This window comes from Streptomyces sp. SudanB182_2057, assembly GCF_964272715.1.
Taxonomy (GTDB): domain Bacteria; phylum Actinomycetota; class Actinomycetes; order Streptomycetales; family Streptomycetaceae; genus Streptomyces; species Streptomyces rubradiris.
The window spans coordinates 5,176,702-5,194,042 of sequence record NZ_OZ186798.1 but is presented as its reverse complement, the minus strand read 5'-3'; the positions used below and the strand labels follow the sequence as shown (position 1 = coordinate 5,194,042).

The 17,341-nt window shown below is 71.7% G+C and carries 19 protein-coding genes and 1 riboswitch; of the genes, 8 read left to right on the top strand and 11 right to left on the bottom strand.

Annotated elements, in window-relative coordinates; translation table 11 throughout:
* Window positions 1-8 precede the first annotated feature (8 nt).
* A complete protein-coding gene (locus ACSURM_RS22870; protein ID WP_030610388.1) occupies window positions 9-368 on the top strand; it encodes a GroES family chaperonin in 360 nt (119 codons plus the stop codon).
* A gap of 49 nt (window positions 369-417) precedes the next feature.
* Window positions 418-489: riboswitch (guanidine-III (ykkC-III) riboswitch) on the top strand.
* A 31-nt stretch (window positions 490-520) separates the two neighbouring features.
* Entirely contained in the window at window positions 521-841 is a 321-nt protein-coding gene (gene sugE, locus ACSURM_RS22865) for a quaternary ammonium compound efflux SMR transporter SugE (protein WP_171155825.1), read from the top strand.
* 46 nt (window positions 842-887) lie between these two features.
* On the opposite strand, the gene ACSURM_RS22860 is transcribed toward sugE, so the two are convergent.
* Window positions 888-3,302: a transglycosylase domain-containing protein gene (locus ACSURM_RS22860; protein ID WP_436961167.1), complete on the bottom strand. Its 2,415-nt coding sequence runs from the start codon at window positions 3,300-3,302 to the stop codon at window positions 888-890.
* 1,249 nt (window positions 3,303-4,551) lie between these two features.
* Here ACSURM_RS22860 and ACSURM_RS22855 point away from each other — a divergent pair.
* From ACSURM_RS22855 to ACSURM_RS22845, 3 genes are read left to right on the top strand one after another with little or no spacing between them, the layout of a single operon-like run.
* A complete protein-coding gene (locus ACSURM_RS22855) occupies window positions 4,552-5,352 on the top strand; it encodes an ABC transporter permease (protein ID WP_436957532.1) in 801 nt (266 codons plus the stop codon).
* Window positions 5,345-6,172 (top strand): ABC transporter permease, encoded by an 828-nt coding sequence (locus tag ACSURM_RS22850; protein WP_436957530.1) that lies wholly within the window; start codon window positions 5,345-5,347, stop codon window positions 6,170-6,172. The genes ACSURM_RS22855 and ACSURM_RS22850 overlap by 8 nt, the downstream gene beginning before the upstream one ends.
* Window positions 6,153-7,136 carry an ABC transporter ATP-binding protein gene (locus ACSURM_RS22845; RefSeq protein WP_436961166.1) on the top strand — a complete coding sequence of 328 codons (984 nt, stop codon included), beginning with the start codon at window positions 6,153-6,155 and terminating at the stop codon, window positions 7,134-7,136. Before ACSURM_RS22850 ends, ACSURM_RS22845 begins: the two co-directional genes overlap by 20 nt.
* A 33-nt stretch (window positions 7,137-7,169) precedes the next feature.
* Here ACSURM_RS22845 and ACSURM_RS22840 read toward each other — a convergent pair whose 3' ends face one another.
* The 3 genes from ACSURM_RS22840 to ACSURM_RS22830 form a co-directional block, all read right to left on the bottom strand.
* Window positions 7,170-7,577, bottom strand: a complete 408-nt coding sequence (locus ACSURM_RS22840; protein ID WP_436957528.1) for a hypothetical protein — start codon at window positions 7,575-7,577, stop codon at window positions 7,170-7,172.
* Window positions 7,578-7,714: 137 nt separating this feature from the next.
* Entirely contained in the window at window positions 7,715-8,449 is a 735-nt protein-coding gene (rph, locus tag ACSURM_RS22835) for a ribonuclease PH (RefSeq protein ID WP_436957526.1), read from the bottom strand.
* 78 nt (window positions 8,450-8,527) lie between these two features.
* A complete protein-coding gene (locus ACSURM_RS22830) occupies window positions 8,528-8,761 on the bottom strand; it encodes a PTS glucose/sucrose transporter subunit IIB (RefSeq protein ID WP_359044520.1) in 234 nt (77 codons plus the stop codon).
* Between the two features lie 155 nt (window positions 8,762-8,916).
* Between ACSURM_RS22830 and ACSURM_RS22825 the strand changes: the two genes are divergently transcribed.
* Together ACSURM_RS22825 and ACSURM_RS22820 are read left to right on the top strand one after the other, a co-directional pair.
* A complete protein-coding gene (locus ACSURM_RS22825) occupies window positions 8,917-10,203 on the top strand; it encodes a PTS transporter subunit EIIC (protein WP_436957524.1) in 1,287 nt (428 codons plus the stop codon).
* A gap of 177 nt (window positions 10,204-10,380) precedes the next feature.
* Entirely contained in the window at window positions 10,381-11,643 is a 1,263-nt protein-coding gene (locus ACSURM_RS22820) for a PTS transporter subunit EIIC (protein WP_436957523.1), read from the top strand.
* Window positions 11,644-11,702: 59 nt separating this feature from the next.
* Here ACSURM_RS22820 and ACSURM_RS22815 read toward each other — a convergent pair whose 3' ends face one another.
* Entirely contained in the window at window positions 11,703-12,455 is a 753-nt protein-coding gene (locus ACSURM_RS22815; protein WP_436957522.1) for an MBL fold metallo-hydrolase, read from the bottom strand.
* A 238-nt stretch (window positions 12,456-12,693) separates the two neighbouring features.
* On the opposite strand from ACSURM_RS22815, the gene ACSURM_RS22810 reads away from it, so the two are divergent.
* Window positions 12,694-13,152 carry a type II toxin-antitoxin system PemK/MazF family toxin gene (locus ACSURM_RS22810; RefSeq protein WP_436957521.1) on the top strand — a complete coding sequence of 153 codons (459 nt, stop codon included), beginning with the start codon at window positions 12,694-12,696 and terminating at the stop codon, window positions 13,150-13,152.
* Here ACSURM_RS22810 and ACSURM_RS22805 read toward each other — a convergent pair.
* The 6 genes from ACSURM_RS22805 to ACSURM_RS22780 form a co-directional block, all read right to left on the bottom strand.
* Window positions 13,149-13,613, bottom strand: a complete 465-nt coding sequence (locus tag ACSURM_RS22805) for a hypothetical protein (protein WP_436957520.1) — start codon at window positions 13,611-13,613, stop codon at window positions 13,149-13,151. The genes ACSURM_RS22810 and ACSURM_RS22805 overlap by 4 nt on opposite strands.
* Before the next feature lie 65 nt (window positions 13,614-13,678).
* Window positions 13,679-14,629 carry a PLP-dependent cysteine synthase family protein gene (locus ACSURM_RS22800; protein ID WP_249491652.1) on the bottom strand — a complete coding sequence of 317 codons (951 nt, stop codon included), beginning with the start codon at window positions 14,627-14,629 and terminating at the stop codon, window positions 13,679-13,681.
* A 17-nt stretch (window positions 14,630-14,646) separates the two neighbouring features.
* Complete coding sequence (locus ACSURM_RS22795) at window positions 14,647-14,925, bottom strand: MoaD/ThiS family protein (RefSeq protein ID WP_436957518.1); 279 nt, start codon at window positions 14,923-14,925, stop codon at window positions 14,647-14,649.
* A 95-nt stretch (window positions 14,926-15,020) separates the two neighbouring features.
* Window positions 15,021-15,116, bottom strand: coding sequence for a putative leader peptide (locus ACSURM_RS22790; RefSeq protein WP_351328700.1), 96 nt, complete (start codon window positions 15,114-15,116; stop codon window positions 15,021-15,023).
* A 79-nt stretch (window positions 15,117-15,195) separates the two neighbouring features.
* Entirely contained in the window at window positions 15,196-15,618 is a 423-nt protein-coding gene (locus ACSURM_RS22785) for a Mov34/MPN/PAD-1 family protein (RefSeq protein WP_436957516.1), read from the bottom strand.
* A gap of 146 nt (window positions 15,619-15,764) precedes the next feature.
* Window positions 15,765-17,201, bottom strand: coding sequence for an amino acid permease (locus ACSURM_RS22780; RefSeq protein WP_436957514.1), 1,437 nt, complete (start codon window positions 17,199-17,201; stop codon window positions 15,765-15,767).
* Between the last annotated feature and the right edge of the window lie 140 nt (window positions 17,202-17,341).

The window sequence follows — 17,341 nt, the reverse complement described above, 5'->3', positions numbered from 1 at the left end:
TTCGACGCGTGAGCGCCAACAGAAACGAGCAGAGCACTCCCCACCACGACAAGCTGCCCATCCGGATGCTGCACGACCGGGTTCTCGTGCGGCAGGAGACCGGTGAGGGCGAGCGGCGGTCGGGCGGCGGCATCCTGATTCCCGCCACCGCGGCGGTCGGGCGGCGGCTGGCCTGGGCCGAGGTCGTCGCGGTCGGCCAGAACGTACGCACGGTGGAGCCCGGCGACCGGGTGCTGTTCGACCCGGAGGACCGGGCGGAGGTCGAGGTGCGGGGCGTGGCCTACGTCCTCATGCGCGAGCGTGACCTGCACGCCGTCGCCGCGGACCGGTTCGAGGGGTCGGAGGACTCCACGGGGCTGTACCTGTAGCACGAGGCAGGCGAAGAGGGCCGGTGACGATGGTCACCGGCCCTCTTCGCCGTGCCTTTGCTACGTTGGAGGGAGCCCGACGAGACGCGCCGTACCGGGTCGAAGGCAAAGACGACGCACCCCCTGGAAGTCACTGTCTCGGAGGTGCCGTCATGGCCTGGTTCCTGCTCGTCGTCGCCGGTCTGCTGGAAGTCGGCTGGTCGATCGGGATGAAGTACAGCGAGGGTTTCACCCGTCTGGTCCCTAGCCTGTTCACCGGCGCCGGCATCGTCGCCAGCATGGTCCTGCTGTCCTACGCCGCGAAGTCCCTGCCCATCGGCACGGCCTACGGCGTCTGGGTGGGCATCGGCGCGGCCGGCGCCGCAGTGCTCGGCATGGTGGTGCTCGGCGAGCCGGTCACCGCCGCCCGGATCTTCTTCGTGTGCCTGCTGCTGGTCGCCGTGGTGGGACTGAAGGCGACCAGCGGTCACTGAGCCGACGAAGCGGCCCCGGCCGTCACCGGCCGGGGCCGCCCCGCGTTCACAGGCCGGGGCCGCCCCCGGCTCCCCCGTCCGTGGCGGTGGTGCCGCCCGCGTCGGTGCCCCCGCCCGGCGTGCCGCCGCCGGTGGCCGTACCGCCGCCGGGGGCGCCGCCGCCGGTCGTGGCGGTGCCGCCGCCGTCCGTGGCCGGGCCGCCGCCGGTCGTCGTCGTCGTGTTCCCGCCGGTGGTGGGCGTACCGCCGGTGGCCGTGCCGCCGGTCGCGGGGGCCCCGCCGCCGGTGGTGGTCTGGCCGCCGTCGGCGGGCGTGCCCGTGGTGGCGCCGTCGGTCGGAGTGGCGGACGGGCCGCCGGTTTCCTGGCCGCCGTCGGCGGCGGTGCCGCCGGTGTCCTGGCCGCCGTCCGTGCCGGGCTCGGCCGTGCCCGAGCCGGCCGGGGGTTCCTGGACCCGGTCGGCGCCCTGCTGGAGCCGCAGGTCGAAGTCCTTGACCGGCTCGCCCTCCAGCGCGTCCCGCGTGTACTGCGCCCAGATCTCGGTGGGCGGGCCACCGCCGTTCATCCGCATCTGGCCGAGCGCCCCGTACAGCGGCTGGTGCTTGGCCGTCACCGGGTCCTGGCCCATGACCGCGACCACCGTGGCCAGTTCGGGGGTGTAGCCGGCGAACCAGGCGGCGGTGTCGCTCTCGGCGGTACCGGTCTTGCCGACGGCCGGACGGCCCGCGGCCTGCGCGGCGGTGGCGGTGCCGCTCTCGACCACGCTGCGCAGCACCGAGGTGGTGGTGTCGGCGGCCTCCCGGCTGACGGCCTGCTTCACGTTCCGCTCGGGCAGCCTGATCTCGTCCCGGCCGTCCTTGGTGACCTCCTTGACCAGGCTGTACGTACCGTGCTTGCCGTGGTTGGCGAGCGTGGCGTAGGCCTCGGTCATCTCCAGGACGCTGGCGGTCGCGGTGCCGAGCGCGATGGACGGGTACGGCTGGAGGTCCGGGGTGTCGGAGGGCAGGCCGAGGTCGACCGCGGTCTGCTTGACCTTGGCGGGCCCGACGTCGACGGCCATCTGCGCGTACACCGAGTTCACCGACAGGTCGGTGGCCTTGCGGACGGTGATCGGACCGTACGACCGCTGGTCCTCGTTCTCGGGGGCGTAGGAGCCGCCGCTCCAGCCCTGGACCGGACGCTGGTTGGTGCCGTCGTAGACCGTGTTCGGGGTGACGGTGCGGCCGTCCTGGGTGGTGGAGCCGTTCTCCACCGCGGAGGTGAACACGAACGGCTTGAACGTCGAACCGACCTGGAAGTCACCGCGGGTCGCGCCGTTGGTGTACTGCTTCACGTAGTCGATGCCGCCGTACAGCGCGACGACCTCGCCGGTCTTGGGGTCGACGGAGGCGCCGCCGGCCCGGACGTAGGTGTCGGCCTTGCGGTTCTCCTTGTCCAGCTTGCTCATCAGCCGGTCGTCGACCGCCTTGACGAAGGCGTCCTGCCGGTCCTTCTGGATGGTGGTGCGGATGCGGTAGCCGCCGGCCTCGAGGTGGTCGCTGTCGATGATGTCGTTGTTGACCAGGTACTGGTTGACCGCTTCCACCAGGTAGCCGCGCTGGCCGGACAGGCCCGTGGAGATCGTCTGCTCCTTCGGCATGGGGAACTTCATCCCGGCCCGGTCGGACTGCTTCAGCCAGCCCTTCTTGACCATGCCGTCCAGCACGTAGTTCCAGCGGGCGACGGCCGCCTTCCGGTTCTCCGGGTGGGCCACGACGTCGTACTCGCTCGGCGCGTTGACGAGCGCGGCGAGGTAGGCGGCGCGGGCCGGGTCCAGGTCGTCGGCGTCGCGGCCGTAGTAGGCCTGCGCGGCGGCCTGGATGCCGTAGGCGTTGCGGCCGAAGTAGCTGGTGTTGAGGTAGCCCTCCAGGATCTCGTCCTTGGACTTGTTCTGGTCGAGCTTGATGGAGATGAAGAACTCCTTGGCCTTGCGGGTGACCGTCTGCTCCTGGGCCAGGTAGTAGTTCTTCACGTACTGCTGGGTGATCGTCGAGCCGGACTGCTTGCCCTTGCCGGTCGCGGTGTTCCAGGCGGCGCGGATCATCGCCTTGGGGTCGACGGCCGACTCGGAGTAGAAGTCGCGGTCCTCGGCGGCCAGGATCGCGTGCTGGGCGTCCTTGGAGACGTGCGCGAGGGAGACGTTCTCGCGGTTGACGTCGCCGTCGCGGGCCAGCTGAGAGCCGTCGGCGTACAGGTACACGTTGCTCTGCTTGGTCGCGAACGCGTTGGCCGGCGGGATCTTCACCAGCGAGTAGCCGACGAAGAGCACGCCGATGATCAGCAGCACGAAGACGAAGCAGGTGCCGAGCACCATGCGCCAGGTCGGCACGAGGCGCCGCCAGCCGGTCCGCTTGGGCCGCTTGCCCTTCTTGGCGTTCTTCGCCTTCTTGCCCGTGGTCCCTTCACCGTCGGCGGCGGCGAGCACGGTGGTCTCGGCTTCGGGAGCGCCCGGGGGGCCCGCTGGTGGGGGCCCTTCGGCACGGGTCCCGGATTCGGCACGGGGGCCGGGTACGGCACCGGCGGCCTTCGCGCCCTGGGCCGCCTGGGCTCCGGCGGCGGCACCGGCACCGACCGCTCCGGCCGCTCCGGCGGCGCCTGCCACGCGGGCGGCCCGGGCGGCGGCCGGAGAGGAAGCGCCGGTCGTGCTCGTCGTGCCGGCCGCGGGTGCGGCACCGGCGGACGCGGGACCGGCGGGCTTGGTGCCCCGGGTGCCGGACGTCCGCTCGGAACGCTCACCGGCGCCCGGCTCCGCCGGGGAGGAGGACGGGGACTTCGTACCGGGTGCGCCCGGCTCGCCCGCGCGGGGCGCGCCCACCCGCCGGAGCACCTGGGTGGTCTCGGGCGCCTGCCCGGCACCGGCAGCGGCTCCACGGGCAGCACCGGCACCGGCACCGCGGGCGGCACCGGCCGCCCGGTCCGGCCGGGCCTCGCCGTCCGGCTTCCCGCCGGAACGGTCGGCGGACGCGGGCCCCTCGGCGGACCCGGGCGGGGTGACGCGCCGCAGTATCTGGGTGCTCTCGGACGGCCGGGCCGGGCCGGCGCCGGCCGGGCCGCCCGCCTTCCGGGCACCGGCGCCGTCGGCGGAGTCCGCGCCCCCCTCCCGGTCCGCGCGGGCACCGCGCGCCGCCTGCCGGGCGCGTGCCACGGACGCCGTCCGGTCCTGCGGCGCCCGGCCCTCGGCCCGGGCGCCGTCGGCGGGCTCCCCGGCCGGCCGCCCGGAGCGCTCCCGGCCGAAGTCGTCGCGGTCCGGCGTGCCCGGACCCTTACGGGCACCCCCGGCACCACCGGTGCCGCCGGTGCTCGCGGCCCCACCGGCGCCGCCGGCCCCCGCCCCCTCCGGGCGTCGAGGCCGGTCGGTGCGCCGTTCGGCGGCCTTCTCCTCGTGGCCCCCCGGCTTCCCGGGCCCTTCAGCCGGCAGCGGCTTTTCCGGCGCCACGCCTTCGTTCGGCTGCTGCGGCTGCGGCTCGTCGCTCATGTCGTGCACGGACTCCTGTTTCGCGTCGTACGTTCCCGTACGCCTCGTACGCTTCTGCGCTCCCCCTGCTTGAAGACTCTCGCACCTGGCGTTCCGTTCCCGGATTCCGGCACGGTTCCCGGAAAACGCGTGGCCGGCCGCCGGTCGCCGGACTAGGCTCCTGCGCTTCGGTGTCGAGTGTCCGAGGAGGTCGACTGGCGTGGGCGCGGGACGGTTGTACGCGGCTGTCGCGGCAGGGGGGTTCCGACGGTACGCGACCTACCGTGCCGCCACTGCGGCAGGGGTGTTCACGAACACCGTCTTCGGTCTGATTCTCGTCTACACCTACCAGGCGCTGTGGGACGAGCGGCCCCATCTCGGCGGCTACGACCAGGCGCAGGCGGTGACCTACGTCTGGCTGGGGCAGGCCTTCCTGTCGACGCTGGCGATCGGCGGCGGCGGGTTCGAGGACGAGCTGATGGAGCGGATCCGCACCGGGGACGTGGCGATCGACCTGTACCGGCCGGCCGATCTCCAGCTGTGGTGGCTGGCGGCGGATCTGGGCCGGGCGTTCTTCCAGTTGCTGGGCCGGGGCGTCGTGCCGTTCGCGTTCGGCGCGCTGTGCTTCCCGGTGTCGCTGCCGGCCGACATCGGCACCTGGGCGGCGTTCCTGGTGGCCGTCGTCCTGGCGATGCTGGTCGGTTTCGGCATCCGGTACCTGGTGGCGCTGAGCGCGTTCTGGCTGCTGGACGGCGCCGGGATCACCCATATGGCGTGGCTGCTCGGCTACTTCTGCTCGGGCCTGCTGCTACCGCTGAACGTGGTGCCGGGCGCCCTCGGCGAGGTCGTCCGGGTGCTGCCCTGGTCCTCGCTGCTGCAAGCCCCGGCGGACGTCCTGCTGGGGCACGCCGACCCGCTGCCCACCTATCTGTTCCAGGGCGCCTGGGCGGTCGTGCTGCTGGGTGCCGGGCGGCTGGCGCAGTCGGCGGCCACGCGCCGGGTGGTGGTGCAGGGTGGCTGAGGGGCGGGCCCGGCGGATCACCGAGGGCGTACGGGCGTACCGGCTGATCGCGGGGATGTGGGTGCGGTCCACGATGGCCTACCGCGCGTCCTTCGCCATGACCACGTTCGGGAACTTCGCGGCGACCTTCCTCGACTTCGTCGCGATCATGCTGATGTTCTCCCGGGTGGACGCGCTCGGTGGCTACCCGCTGCCCGAGGTGGCGTTCCTGTACGGGCTGTCCGCGACCTCCTTCGGCCTGGCGGACCTGCTGATCGGGTCGATGGAACGGCTGGGCCGGCGGGTGCGGGACGGCACCCTGGACACGCTGCTGGTGCGCCCGGCGCCGGTGCTGGCGCAGCTGGCGGCCGACCGGTTCGCGCTCAGGCGGCTGGGCCGGGTGACGCAGGGCGCGCTGGTGCTGGGCTGGTCGCTGACCCGGGTGGACGTCGACTGGACGGCGGACCGGCTGCTGCTGATGCCGGTGATGCTGGTGAGCGGCTGCGGGATCTTCTGCGCGGTGTTCGTGGCGGGGGCCGCGTTCCAGTTCGTGGCGCAGGACGCCTCGGAGGTGCAGAACGCCTTCACCTACGGCGGGACGACGCTGCTCCAGTACCCGCCGACGGTGTTCGCGAAGGAGCTGGTGCGCGGGGTGACGTTCGTGCTGCCGCTGGCCTTCGTCAACTGGCTGCCCGCCACCTACCTGCTGGGCCGGCCGTATCCGCTGGGCCTGCCGGAGTGGACCGCGTTCGCCTCGCCGCTCGTGGCGGTGGCGTGCTGCGCGCTCGCGGGGCCGGCCTGGCGGGCGGGACTTCGTTCGTATCGCAGCACAGGGAGCTGACGTGGGCGACTTCATCACGCTGGAGAACGTCGAGAAGGTCTTCCAGGTGCGCCGCAGGACCGGGTTGTGGCGGCGGGAGCGGCGCGAGGTGCGGGCGGTGGACTCGCTGTCGTTCGCCGTGGCCCGCGGGGAGATGGTCGGGTACATCGGGCCGAACGGCGCCGGGAAGTCGACCACCGTCAAGATGCTGACCGGGATCCTGACGCCGAGCGCCGGGCGGCTGCGGGTGGCGGGGATCGACCCGGCGCGGGAGCGGACGCGCTTGGCGCACCGGATCGGGGTGGTGTTCGGGCAGCGGACCACGCTGTGGTGGGACCTGCCGCTGATCGACTCCTACCGGCTGGCGCACCGCATGTACCGCATCCCGGACGCCCGTTACCGGCGGAACCTGGAGCGGATGGTGGAACTGCTGGAGCTGGGCGACCTGCTGGACGTGCCGGTGCGGCAGCTGTCGCTGGGGCAGCGGATGCGCGGGGACATCGCGGCGGCCCTGCTGCACGACCCGGACGTGCTGTACCTGGACGAGCCGACGATCGGCCTGGACGTCGTGTCGAAGGCCAAGGTGCGGGAGTTCCTGCGGGAGGTGAACGCCGAGCGCGGCACCACCGTGCTGCTGACCACGCACGACCTCCAGGACATCGAGCAGCTGTGCTCCCGGGTGATGGTGATCGACCACGGCCGGCTGATGTACGACGGCCCGCTCGCGGGGCTGCACGAGGCCGGCGAGAGCGAGCGGACGCTGGTGGTGGACCTGGAGCGGGAACTCCCGCCGGTCGAGGCGCCGTCGGCCCGGGTGGTGCGGGTGGAGGGGCCGCGGCAGTGGCTGGCGTTCCCGGCGGGACAGTCGGCGGCACCGCTCGTCGCGCACCTGGCGGCCCGCTATCCGCTGGTGGACCTGTCGGTGCGGGAGCCGGACATCGAGGCGGTCATCGCCAGGATGTACGCGGACCGGACGGCACCGTAGCCCGCCGGTCCCCTGGGACGTGCACGCCTTCGTCTAGGACGTGCACACCTTCGTCAGTTCTCCGGCCGCGTCCGTCACCGGGCCGACGTCCGGGGTCGCGTCGCCGTTCCTGATCGCCGTACGGACGTTGTCCACGGCCTTGCCGAGATCGTCCACGGCCTTGTCGACGTCGGCGTCGTCGGTCTTGTCGCCGATCTCGCGGAGGTTCTTCTCGATGGAGTCGAGCGAGGCGTCGGCCCGGGAGGGGTCGTTCGCGGCGTTCTCCACGGCCTGCTGGAGGTCGGTGACGCTGTCGGCGACGGCGTCGGCGGTCTGTACGCAGTCCAGCGCCTTGTCCACGGCGTCACAGCCGGTGGTCAGGCCGGCGGTGAGCGCGACGGCGGCCACCGTGGCGGCGACGACGGCGATCCGGCCCCGGTGCGGGCGTCGGCTGGCGGGCATGGCGGGTTCCCCTCCCCTGGTACGGCTGGCCGGACGCGCGGCGGTGAGGCCGCGCGCCCGTACCCACAGGGACGCCACCGGGCCCCGGCGGGTTGCCGACGGGACCGGCCGCTTGCCGGCAGGCCCCCGCGGACTCGTCAGGCCCGGGCCGTCTCCAGGGCCGCCCGCTGGATCGCGGCCAGCTCGGTGCAGCCGCCGACGGCGAGGTCGAGCAGGGCGTTCAGCTCGTCGCGGGCGAAGGGCTCGGCCTCGGCGGTGCCCTGGACCTCGACGAAGCGGCCGTCGCCGGTGCAGACGACGTTCATGTCCGTGTCGGCGCGCACGTCCTCCTCGTAGCAGAGGTCGAGCAGCGGGACGCCGCCGACGATGCCGACGGAGACTGCGCTGACGGTGCCGGTGAGCGGCTGCCGGCCGGCCTTGACCAGCTTCTTGCCCCGGGCCCAGGCGACGGCGTCGGCCAGGGCGACGTAGGCGCCGGTGATGGCCGCCGTGCGGGTGCCGCCGTCGGCCTGGAGGACGTCGCAGTCGAGGACGACGGTGTTCTCGCCGAGCGCCTTGTAGTCGATGACGGCGCGCAGGGAGCGGCCGATGAGCCGGGAGATCTCATGGGTGCGGCCGCCGATTTTGCCCTTGACGGACTCGCGGTCGCCGCGGGTGTTGGTGGCGCGGGGCAGCATGGCGTACTCCGCGGTGACCCAGCCCTCGCCGCTGCCCTTGCGCCAGCGCGGGACCCCCTCGGTGACGGAGGCGGTGCAGAAGACCTTGGTGTCGCCGAAGGAGATGAGGACGGAGCCCTCGGCGTGCTTGCTCCAACCGCGTTCGATGGTGACCGGGCGGAGCTGTTCGGGCGTACGGCCGTCGATGCGAGACATGCCGCCGAGCCTAGCCGTAGCGGACGAAGGGGCTCCTCCCGTGGTGGGAAGAGCCCCTTCGGGGTGAGCCGGGGCGGCTCACATCATGTCTTCGATCTCCGCGGCGATCGGGTCGGCGTCGGTGCCGATGACGACCTGGATGGCGGTGCCCATCTTGACCACGCCGTGGGCGCCGGCGGCCTTCAGCGCGGCCTCGTCGACCAGGCTCGCGTCGGCCACCTCGGTGCGCAGCCGGGTGATGCAGCCCTCGATCTCCTCGATGTTGTCGATGCCACCGAGCCCGGCGACGATCTTCTCAGCCTTGCTGGCCATATTCCTTCTCCCTGCTCCGAACCGCTTGGTCGCAGTAACCCACAGTTGGCCCATCTTCGCGAGCGGTCGTGCCGTCCGTGCCCAATGATGGCGATCACAACAGCGGAACCGTCCGCCGACTGGTCTACACCACCGTGGGGAAGGTCGCCAAACCCATGAGCGCCGAGAGCACGGCCGGCTCCGTCCGGGTCCGCTGGAACAGTCTGTTCCAGGGGCTGCAGAAGATGGGCCGCAGCCTCCAGCTGCCCATCGCCGTGCTGCCGGCGGCGGGCATCCTGAACCGGCTGGGCCAGCCGGACCTGTTCGGCGCGGACGGCCTGGGCTGGACGGACGTCTCCAAGGTGCTGAGCGGGGCGGGCGGCGCCCTGCTGGACGGGCAGCTCGGGCTGCCGCTGCTGTTCTGCGTGGGCGTCGCGATCGGCATGGCGAAGAAGGCGGACGGCTCGACCGCGCTCGCCGCGGTGACCGGCTTCCTCGTCTACTACGGCGTGCTCCGGCAGTTCCCCGAGGCGTGCCCGGCGGGCGCCGAGGCGGTGACGACCGGCTGCCAGGCGGCGAACGGCACTGTGACCGCGTTCACCTACCAGAACCCGGGTGTCTTCGGCGGCATCGTCATGGGCCTGCTGGCCGCCTTCTTCTGGGCCCGCTACCACCGCACCCGCCTGGTGGACTGGCTGGGCTTCTTCAACGGCCGCCGGCTGGTGCCGATCATCATGGCGTTCACGGCGATCGTGTTCGCGGTGGTGTGCCTGCTGGTCTGGCCGGCCGTCGGCGGCGCCCTGGAGGGCTTCAGCGGGTGGCTGCGGGACGCGGGCGCCTGGGGCTCGGGCGTCTTCGGGGTGGCCAACCGGGCGCTGCTGGTGGTGGGCCTGCACCAGTTCCTCAACGTGCCGATCTGGTTCCAGTTCGGCAGCTACACCAAGCCGGACGGCACGGTGGTGCACGGCGACATCAACATGTTCCTCCAGGGGGACCCGGGCGCCGGCCAGTTCACCTCGGGCTTCTTCCCGGTCATGATGTTCGCGCTGCCGGCCGCCGCGCTGGCCATCACGCACTGCGCGCGGCCGGAGCGGCGCAAGGAGACCGGCGGTCTGATGCTGTCGGTGGCGCTCACCTCGTTCGTGACCGGCATCACCGAACCGCTGGAGTACTCGTTCCTGTTCGCCGCGCCGGCCCTGTACGCCGTGCACGCCGTGCTCACCGGGGTGTCGATGGCGGTGACCTGGGCGCTCGGGGTGCACGACGGGTTCAGCTTCTCGGCGGGGTTGATCGACTATGTGATCAACTGGAACCTGGCGACGAGACCCTGGGCGATCATCCCGATCGGCCTGTGCCTGGCGGCCGTGTACTACGTCGTCTTCCGCGTCGCGATCACCCGGTTCGACCTGCGGACACCGGGGCGGGAGCCGGCTGAGGAGGCGGAGGACGTCACCAAGGTCTGAGGCCGTGTCAGCGCGGATCCCGGGCGCACAGCGCGTAGCGCTCCGGTCGCGGAATCACGGGTTCCTTACGCCGCCTTCATCGTGCTACAACAGGTCTACACCACAGGTGGTGTAGACCAGAGACGCTGCCGTCCCCTTCCATGGTTCCCGGGCGGCGCCCTGCCCGATGGAGGAAGTATGACCACCGCCACCGAGTCGGCGGCCCCGGCCAAGAAGCCGGCGAAGAAGAAGGGGGCGGGCCTGCTCCAGGGCCTGCAGAAGGTCGGCCGCAGCCTGCAGCTCCCGATCGCCGTCCTGCCGGCGGCGGGCATCATGGTCCGGCTCGGCCAGGACGACATCTTCGGCAAGGACGGCCTGGGCTGGGACAAGGTCGCGACCGTCTTCAACGCCGCGGGCGGTGCCATCACCGGCAGCCTGCCCATCCTGTTCTGCATCGGTGTGGCCATCGGCTTCGCCAAGAAGGCGGACGGTTCGACGGCGCTCGCCGCGCTGGTCGGTTTCCTCGTCTACGACAAGGTGCTGCAGGCCTTCCCGGTGACCGAGGAGCACATCGAGAAGGGGAAGATCGTCGCGGCGACGTACAACAACCCCGGGGTGCTCGGCGGCATCATCATGGGTCTGCTCGCCGCCGTCATATGGCAGCGGTTCCACCGCACCAAGCTGGTGGACTGGCTCGGCTTCTTCAACGGCCGCCGGCTGGTGCCGATCATCATGGCGTTCGTCGGCACCCTGGTGGGCGTGCTCTTCAGCCTCGTCTGGGAGCCCATCGGTGACGGCATCACCAACTTCGGCGAGAAGCTGACCGGCCTCGGCGCCGGTGGCGCGGCCCTGTTCGGCCTGGTCAACCGTGGTCTGATCCCGGTCGGCATGCACCAGTTCGTGAACACGGTGGCGTGGTTCCAGCTCGGCGACTTCAAGAACGCCGCCGGTGAGGTAGTGCACGGCGACATCACCCGGTTCCTCGCGGGCGACTCGTCCGCCGGCCTCTTCCAGACCGGTTTCTTCCCGATCATGATGTTCGGTCTGCCGGCCGCCGCGATCGCCATCGCGCACTGCGCCCGCCCCGAGCGCCGCAAGGCCGTGATGGGCATGATGGTCTCCCTCGCGCTGACCTCCTTCGTCACCGGCGTGACCGAGCCCATCGAGTTCACCTTCATGTTCATCGCCCCGGTCCTCTACGTCATCCACGCGGTGCTGACGGCCGTGTCCATGGCGGTCACCTGGGGGCTGGGCGTCCACGCGGGCTTCAACTTCTCGGCCGGCGCGATCGACTACCTGCTGAACTGGAACCTGGCGACCAAGCCGTGGCTGATCATCCCGGTCGGCCTGGTGTTCGCGGCGATCTACTACGTGGTCTTCCGGTTCGCGATCGTCAAGTTCGACCTGAAGACCCCGGGCCGCGAGCCCGAGGAGGAGGTCGAGGACCTCACCAAGGCGTGAGCGAGACGTGAGGAAGGCCCCGGAGCCCATGGCTCCGGGGCCTTTTCGCGTCCCTGGTGTCAGATCTCGTACGTCCGCCGCGGCGCGGCCAGCTCCACCGGTCCGGGGAACACCTCGCGCGCGTGCCGCAGGTTGACCTCCGGGTCCGTCCACGGCGGGATGTGGGTGAGGAGCAGCCTGCGGGCGCCCGCACGGGCCGCCGTCTCGCCCGCCTCGCGGCCGTTGAGGTGCAGGTCGGGGATGCTCTCCTTGCCGTGCGTGAACGCGGCCTCGCACAGGAACAGATCGGCGTCCCGGGCCAGTTCGTCCAGCGCCTCGGTGACACCCGTGTCGCCGGAGTACGTCAGCGACTTCCCGCCGTGCTCGACGCGGATGCCGTACGCCTCCACGGGGTGGCGGACCCGTTCGGTGTGCACGGTGAACGGGCCGATCTCGAAGGTGGAGGGCTTCACCGTGTGGAAGTCGAAGACCTCGCTCATGGAGGAGGCGGAGGGGGTGTCCGCGTAGGCCGTGGTCAGGCGGTGTTCGGTGCCCTCGGGGCCGTAGACCGGCAGGGGGGCGCACCGGCCGCCCTCGTGGCGGTAGTAGCGGGCCACGAAGTACGCGCACATGTCGATGCAGTGATCGGCGTGCAGGTGGCTGAGGAAGATCGCGTCGAGGTCGTAGAGACCGCAGTGGCGCTGCAGCTCGCCCAGGGCGCCGTTGCCCATGTCGAGAAGCAGCCGGAAGCCGTCGGCCTCGACGAGGTAGCTCGAACAGGCCGATTCCGCGGACGGGAACGACCCCGAGCAGCCGACGACGGTGAGCTTCATGAAGCAGAAACCTCCGTTGGCGGAAGAAGCGCGGGCAGGGTGGTGGGGCCACTCGGGATGAGGGCTGTCGGGGGTCGTGCGGTTCGTCGAGCGTAAGGCGCGACGGCGCGGGTCGCTCCTCCGCCCGGGGCCGTTGTGGGCGAACTCACCTGCGCTGTCACCGGTTCGGCTGGACCGGGGGCGCACCGGGTTCCCCGGAGGGCGCGCGAGTACCGCCGCGCGCCGGTAACGTCGTCGTATGGACACGTCCTGGTGGCTGGCGCTCGCGGCGGTGGTGCTGCTCGCGCTGGTGGCCACGCTCGTCGACGGCTGGGGCCGGGGCCGCCGCCCCGCCGGGCGGCGGCTGAGGCCGCCGGGCCGGGCGGGCGCGCGGTCCGGGCCCGCGCCGCGGCCCTCGCCCGGGGACATCTGGTGGGCGCACGTCCCGTTCGAGGACCGGCCGGGGCACAAGGACCGGCCCTGCCTGGTGCTGGCCGTGCGCGGCGACCGGGCCACGGTCGCGAAGATCACCAGCAGGTACCACGACGAGCGCAGCGGGGTGATCCCGCTGCCGCCCGGCGCGGTCGGCGACGCCCAGGGCCGCCCGAGCTTCCTGGAGACCGACGAGCTGCGCGAGGTCCCGGTGGACGGCTTCCGCCGCCGGGTGGGCGTGGTCGACCCGGTCCTGTGGGACCAGGTACGGCACCTGGCGGGTTAGCCGACCCGGACGGTGACCGACCACTCCTCGACGCCCTCGCAGGAGGCCCGGTCGGGTGCGCCGGGCTCGGGGCACAGGGGGCGGGAGGAGCTGAGCTTCACCGTACCGGCGGCCACCGCGCGGTACGCGGCGATGGCGTCGCCCGGCTGGAGGACGAGGCCCGCGTTGATCGCCCGCAGTCCGGTGCCGCTGACGGTGACCGGCTGCCAGGGGCGGGCCCTGGTGCCGTCCAAGGTGAGCCGGAGCTCGCCGCCCTCGGCCACGCAGACGTCGCGGTCCCGGTCGGCGGCCGTCAGGTTCGCCTGACCGGTGCAGTCGCCGGCGTCCCGGCCGGCCGACGGCGCGCCGGTGCCGGACGGCGCCGGCGCCCGGCCGCCGCCGCTCCCGGTGTCCTGCTGGGAGCCGCAGCCGGCCAGGAGGAGCGCTGCCGCCGCGAGGACGAGGGGCGTGGTACGGCGCATGGGATCCGCCTTTCCGCAGGAGTACTGGTGCGGATGTGACGTACCACCGGCGCCTGCGGATCCCCCTACGCCCAGAGCTGTCCCTGGAGGGTGGCGATGGCCTCCTCCGTGGTGGCCGCCGTGTAGACGCCCGTGGACAGGTACTTCCAGCCGCCGTCGGCGACGACGAAGACGATGTCGGCGCTCTCCCCCGCCTTGACGGCCTTGTTGCCGACGCCGATCGCCGCGTGCAGGGCGGCGCCGGTGGAGACGCCCGCGAAGATGCCCTCCTGCTGGAGGAGTTCCCGGGTGCGGGTGACCGCGTCGGCCGAGCCGACCGAGAAGCGGGTGGTGAGGACGGAGGCGTCGTACAGCTCGGGGACGAAGCCCTCGTCGAGGTTGCGCAGGCCGTAGACCAGGTCGTCGTAGCGCGGTTCGGCGGCGACGATCCTCACGTCCGGCTTGTGCTCGCGCAGGTAGCGGCCGACGCCCATCAGGGTGCCGGTGGTGCCGAGGCCCGCCACGAAGTGGGTGACCGAGGGCAGGTCGGCGAGGATCTCCGGGCCGGTGGTCGCGTAGTGGGCGCCCGCGTTGTCCGGGTTGCCGTACTGGTAGAGCATCACCCAGTCGGGGTGCTCGGCGGCCAGCTCCTTTGCCACGCGCACCGCGGTGTTGGAGCCGCCGGCGGCCGGCGAGGAGATGATCTCGGCGCCCCACATGCCGAGCAGGTCCCGGCGTTCCTGCGAGGTGTTCTCCGGCATCACGCACACCATCCGGTAGCCCTTGAGCTTGGCGGCCATGGCGAGGGAGATGCCGGTGTTGCCGGAGGTGGGTTCGAGGATCGTGCAGCCGGGGGTGAGCCGGCCGTCCTTCTCCGCCTGCTCGATCATGTGCAGCGCGGGGCGGTCCTTGACCGAGCCGGTGGGGTTGCGGTCCTCCAGCTTGGCCCAGATCCGCACGTCGGGGGACGGCGACAGCCGCGGCAGGCGCACCAGGGGGGTGTTGCCCACCGCGGCCAGCGGGGAGTCGTAGCGCATCGCTGCTCGGGGGCCGGTCAGCGCATGCCGCCGGCCACGGCCGGCAGGATCGTGACGTTGTCGCCGTCGGACAGCTCGGTCTTGATGCCGTCCAGGAAGCGGACGTCCTCGTCGTTCAGGTACACGTTGACGAAGCGGCGCAGCTGGTCGCCGTCCACGATGCGGGCCTGGATGCCGGCGTGCCGGGTCTCGAGGTCGGCGAACAGCTCGGCGAGGGTCGTGCCGCTGCCCTCCACCGCCTTCTTGCCGTCGGTGTACTGGCGGAGGATGGTCGGGATGCGGACCTCGATGGCCATGGCTCAGGGCTCCTGTCGGAAGGTGTCGTCGGTTCGGTCAGGCGCGCGGCGGCGGCCCGCCGCGGCCCAGGGCCGTACGGCGGCAGCGGTGTGGGTCAACAGAGGGCGCTGTTCAGCCTGCACAGGTCGACGTGCAGCCGCGCCACGAGCAGGGTGCCCGGCGCCTCGTCGCCCACGTCGAGAAGAACCATGGGCTCATCGTATCGATTCCCGGCCCGCGGCCCGGAGTGTGATTCCGCATGCCGGACGGATACCGTCCGGTGGGCGAGATCAGTAGTCCGCCACGACCCTGACCTCCTCCTCGGTGACCTGGCCGTCCACGATCCGGAAGGAACGGAACTGGAAGTCGCCGAGGCCGTCGGTGTCGGCGGTGGAGACCAGGACGTAGTGGGCGCCGGGTTCGTTGGCGTAGGAGATGTCGGTGCGCGAGGGGTATGCCTCGGTGGCGGTGTGGGAGTGGTAGACGACCACCGGCTCCTCGTCGCGGTCGTCCATCTCGCGGTAGAGCTTGAGGAGATCGCCGGAGTCGAACTCGTAGAAGGTGGGCGACATCGCCGCGTTCAGCATGGGGATGAAGCGCTCGGGGCGGTCCGAGCCCGCCGGGCCCGCCACCACGCCGCACGCCTCGTCGGGGTGGTCCTTGCGCGCGTGGGCGACGATCTGGTCGTACAGGGCCTGGGTGATGGTCAGCATGGGGGTCAGGATAAGCAGAGGGCCGCTCCGTACCGATGGGTGGTACGGAACGGCCCACATGCCGGACGCCCTGAGCGGCGGCCGACGGGGGCGCCACGAGAGCTCCCGGCGGCCGGACGTCCCTTTCCGGAAGGTCCGGGGCCCTCTCAGCGCTTGCGGAAGGCGGCTGCCTCCGGGTTGCGGCGCCGGAGCACCAGGTAGGCGACGGCGAGGACCAGGCCCCACACCGGCGCGCAGTACAGCGAGACCCGGGCGTCCTTGTCGATGCCCATGAGCACGATCACCATGCCGATGAAGGCGAGCGCGATCAGGCTGGTCCACGGCGCGCCCGGGGCCCGGAACTCCGAGCGGGGCAGCTCGCCGCGGTCGGCCTTGGCCCGGTAGCGGATCTGGCAGATCAGGATGACGATCCAGGCCCACATGCCGGAGATGGTCGCGAAGGACACCACGTAGTCGAACGCCTTGCCCGGCCACTGGTAGTTGATCCAGACGCCGACCAGCATCAGCGCGGCGGAGAACGTGGTGCCGATCAGCGGGGTACCGCTCGACGTCAGCTTGGTGAACGCCTTCGGACCCTGGCTGTTGAGCGCCAGGTCGCGCAGCATCCGGCCGGTGGAGTACATGCCGGAGTTGCAGGACGACAGCGCGGCGGTGAGCACGACGAAGTTGACGATGCCGGCGCCGGCCGGGAGGCCCATCCGCTCGAAGGCGACCACGAAGGGGCTGTTGCCCGCGCTGAAGCTGGTCCACGGCACGACCGACAGGATCATGATGAGCGCGCCGACGTAGAAGACGGCGATGCGCCACGGCACGGTGTTGATCGCCTTGGGCAGCACGGTCTTGGGGTCCTTGGACTCGCCCGCGGTCACACCGACCAGCTCGACGGCGAGGAAGGCGAACATCACCATCTGCAGGGTCATCAGCGTGTCGTCGATGCCGTGCGGGAAGAAGCCGCCCTGGTTCCACAGGTGGGAGACGGAGGCGGTGTCGCCGGCGTCGGAGAAGCCGATGGTGAGGATGCCGGCGCAGATCAGGATCATGCCGATGATGGCGGTGACCTTGACCATGGAGAACCAGAACTCCAGTTCTCCGAAAAGTTTCACGGAGATCAGGTTGGCGCCGTAGAGGATGACGGTGAACACCAGGGCCGACAGCCACTGCGGGATGTCGAACCAGTACGTCATGTACTTCGCCGCGGCGGTGACCTCGGTGATGCCCGTGACCACCCAGAACAGCCAGTACGTCCAGCCGGTCACGAAACCGGCGAACGGGCCGATGAACTCCCGCGCGTAATCGGAGAACGAACCCGACACCGGGCGGTACATCAGCAGTTCGCCGAGTGCCCGCATGATCAGGAAGATGACGAGGCCCGCGACGGCGTACGCCAGGATCAGGCTCGGGCCGGCCTTGGAAATGCCCTTGCCCGCGCCGAGGAACAGGCCGGTGCCGATGGCCCCGCCGATGGCGATCATCTGGATCTGCCGGGCCCCCAGCCCGCGCTGATACCCCTCGCCGCCCTCGCTGCCCTCGGCCCCCGCGGCCTCATTGCCGTCGCGATGCTGATCGACCTGCGCTGAGGTCATGTGTGGTGCGCCTTTCTCCATGCCGAACCGGGCCTTGCGTCGGCCTCGGATCGGATCTCGATCCCCCCGGATTGATGGAGCTGTTGCCTGGCCGACGGTCGTCGGCTCGGTGGCGCACCCGGCCGAACATGGGTGGTGTT

What these genes read in the sequence shown, in the direction of transcription:
- sugE (WP_171155825.1), top strand. Translation starts at nt 521, where the DNA reads ATGGCCTGGTTCCTGCTCGTCGTCGCCGGTCTGCTGGAAGTCGGCTGG.
- ACSURM_RS22840 (WP_436957528.1), bottom strand. Translation starts at nt 7,577, where the DNA reads ATGCCCGCCAGCCGACGCCCGCACCGGGGCCGGATCGCCGTCGTCGCC.
- rph (WP_436957526.1), bottom strand. Translation starts at nt 8,449, where the DNA reads ATGTCTCGCATCGACGGCCGTACGCCCGAACAGCTCCGCCCGGTCACC.
- ACSURM_RS22830 (WP_359044520.1), bottom strand. Translation starts at nt 8,761, where the DNA reads ATGGCCAGCAAGGCTGAGAAGATCGTCGCCGGGCTCGGTGGCATCGAC.
- ACSURM_RS22825 (WP_436957524.1), top strand. Translation starts at nt 8,917, where the DNA reads ATGAGCGCCGAGAGCACGGCCGGCTCCGTCCGGGTCCGCTGGAACAGT.
- ACSURM_RS22820 (WP_436957523.1), top strand. Translation starts at nt 10,381, where the DNA reads ATGACCACCGCCACCGAGTCGGCGGCCCCGGCCAAGAAGCCGGCGAAG.
- ACSURM_RS22815 (WP_436957522.1), bottom strand. Translation starts at nt 12,455, where the DNA reads ATGAAGCTCACCGTCGTCGGCTGCTCGGGGTCGTTCCCGTCCGCGGAA.
- ACSURM_RS22810 (WP_436957521.1), top strand. Translation starts at nt 12,694, where the DNA reads ATGGACACGTCCTGGTGGCTGGCGCTCGCGGCGGTGGTGCTGCTCGCG.
- ACSURM_RS22805 (WP_436957520.1), bottom strand. Translation starts at nt 13,613, where the DNA reads ATGCGCCGTACCACGCCCCTCGTCCTCGCGGCGGCAGCGCTCCTCCTG.
- ACSURM_RS22800 (WP_249491652.1), bottom strand. Translation starts at nt 14,629, where the DNA reads ATGCGCTACGACTCCCCGCTGGCCGCGGTGGGCAACACCCCCCTGGTG.
- ACSURM_RS22795 (WP_436957518.1), bottom strand. Translation starts at nt 14,925, where the DNA reads ATGGCCATCGAGGTCCGCATCCCGACCATCCTCCGCCAGTACACCGAC.
- ACSURM_RS22790 (WP_351328700.1), bottom strand. Translation starts at nt 15,116, where the DNA reads ATGGTTCTTCTCGACGTGGGCGACGAGGCGCCGGGCACCCTGCTCGTG.
- ACSURM_RS22785 (WP_436957516.1), bottom strand. Translation starts at nt 15,618, where the DNA reads ATGCTGACCATCACCCAGGCCCTGTACGACCAGATCGTCGCCCACGCG.
- ACSURM_RS22780 (WP_436957514.1), bottom strand. Translation starts at nt 17,201, where the DNA reads ATGACCTCAGCGCAGGTCGATCAGCATCGCGACGGCAATGAGGCCGCG.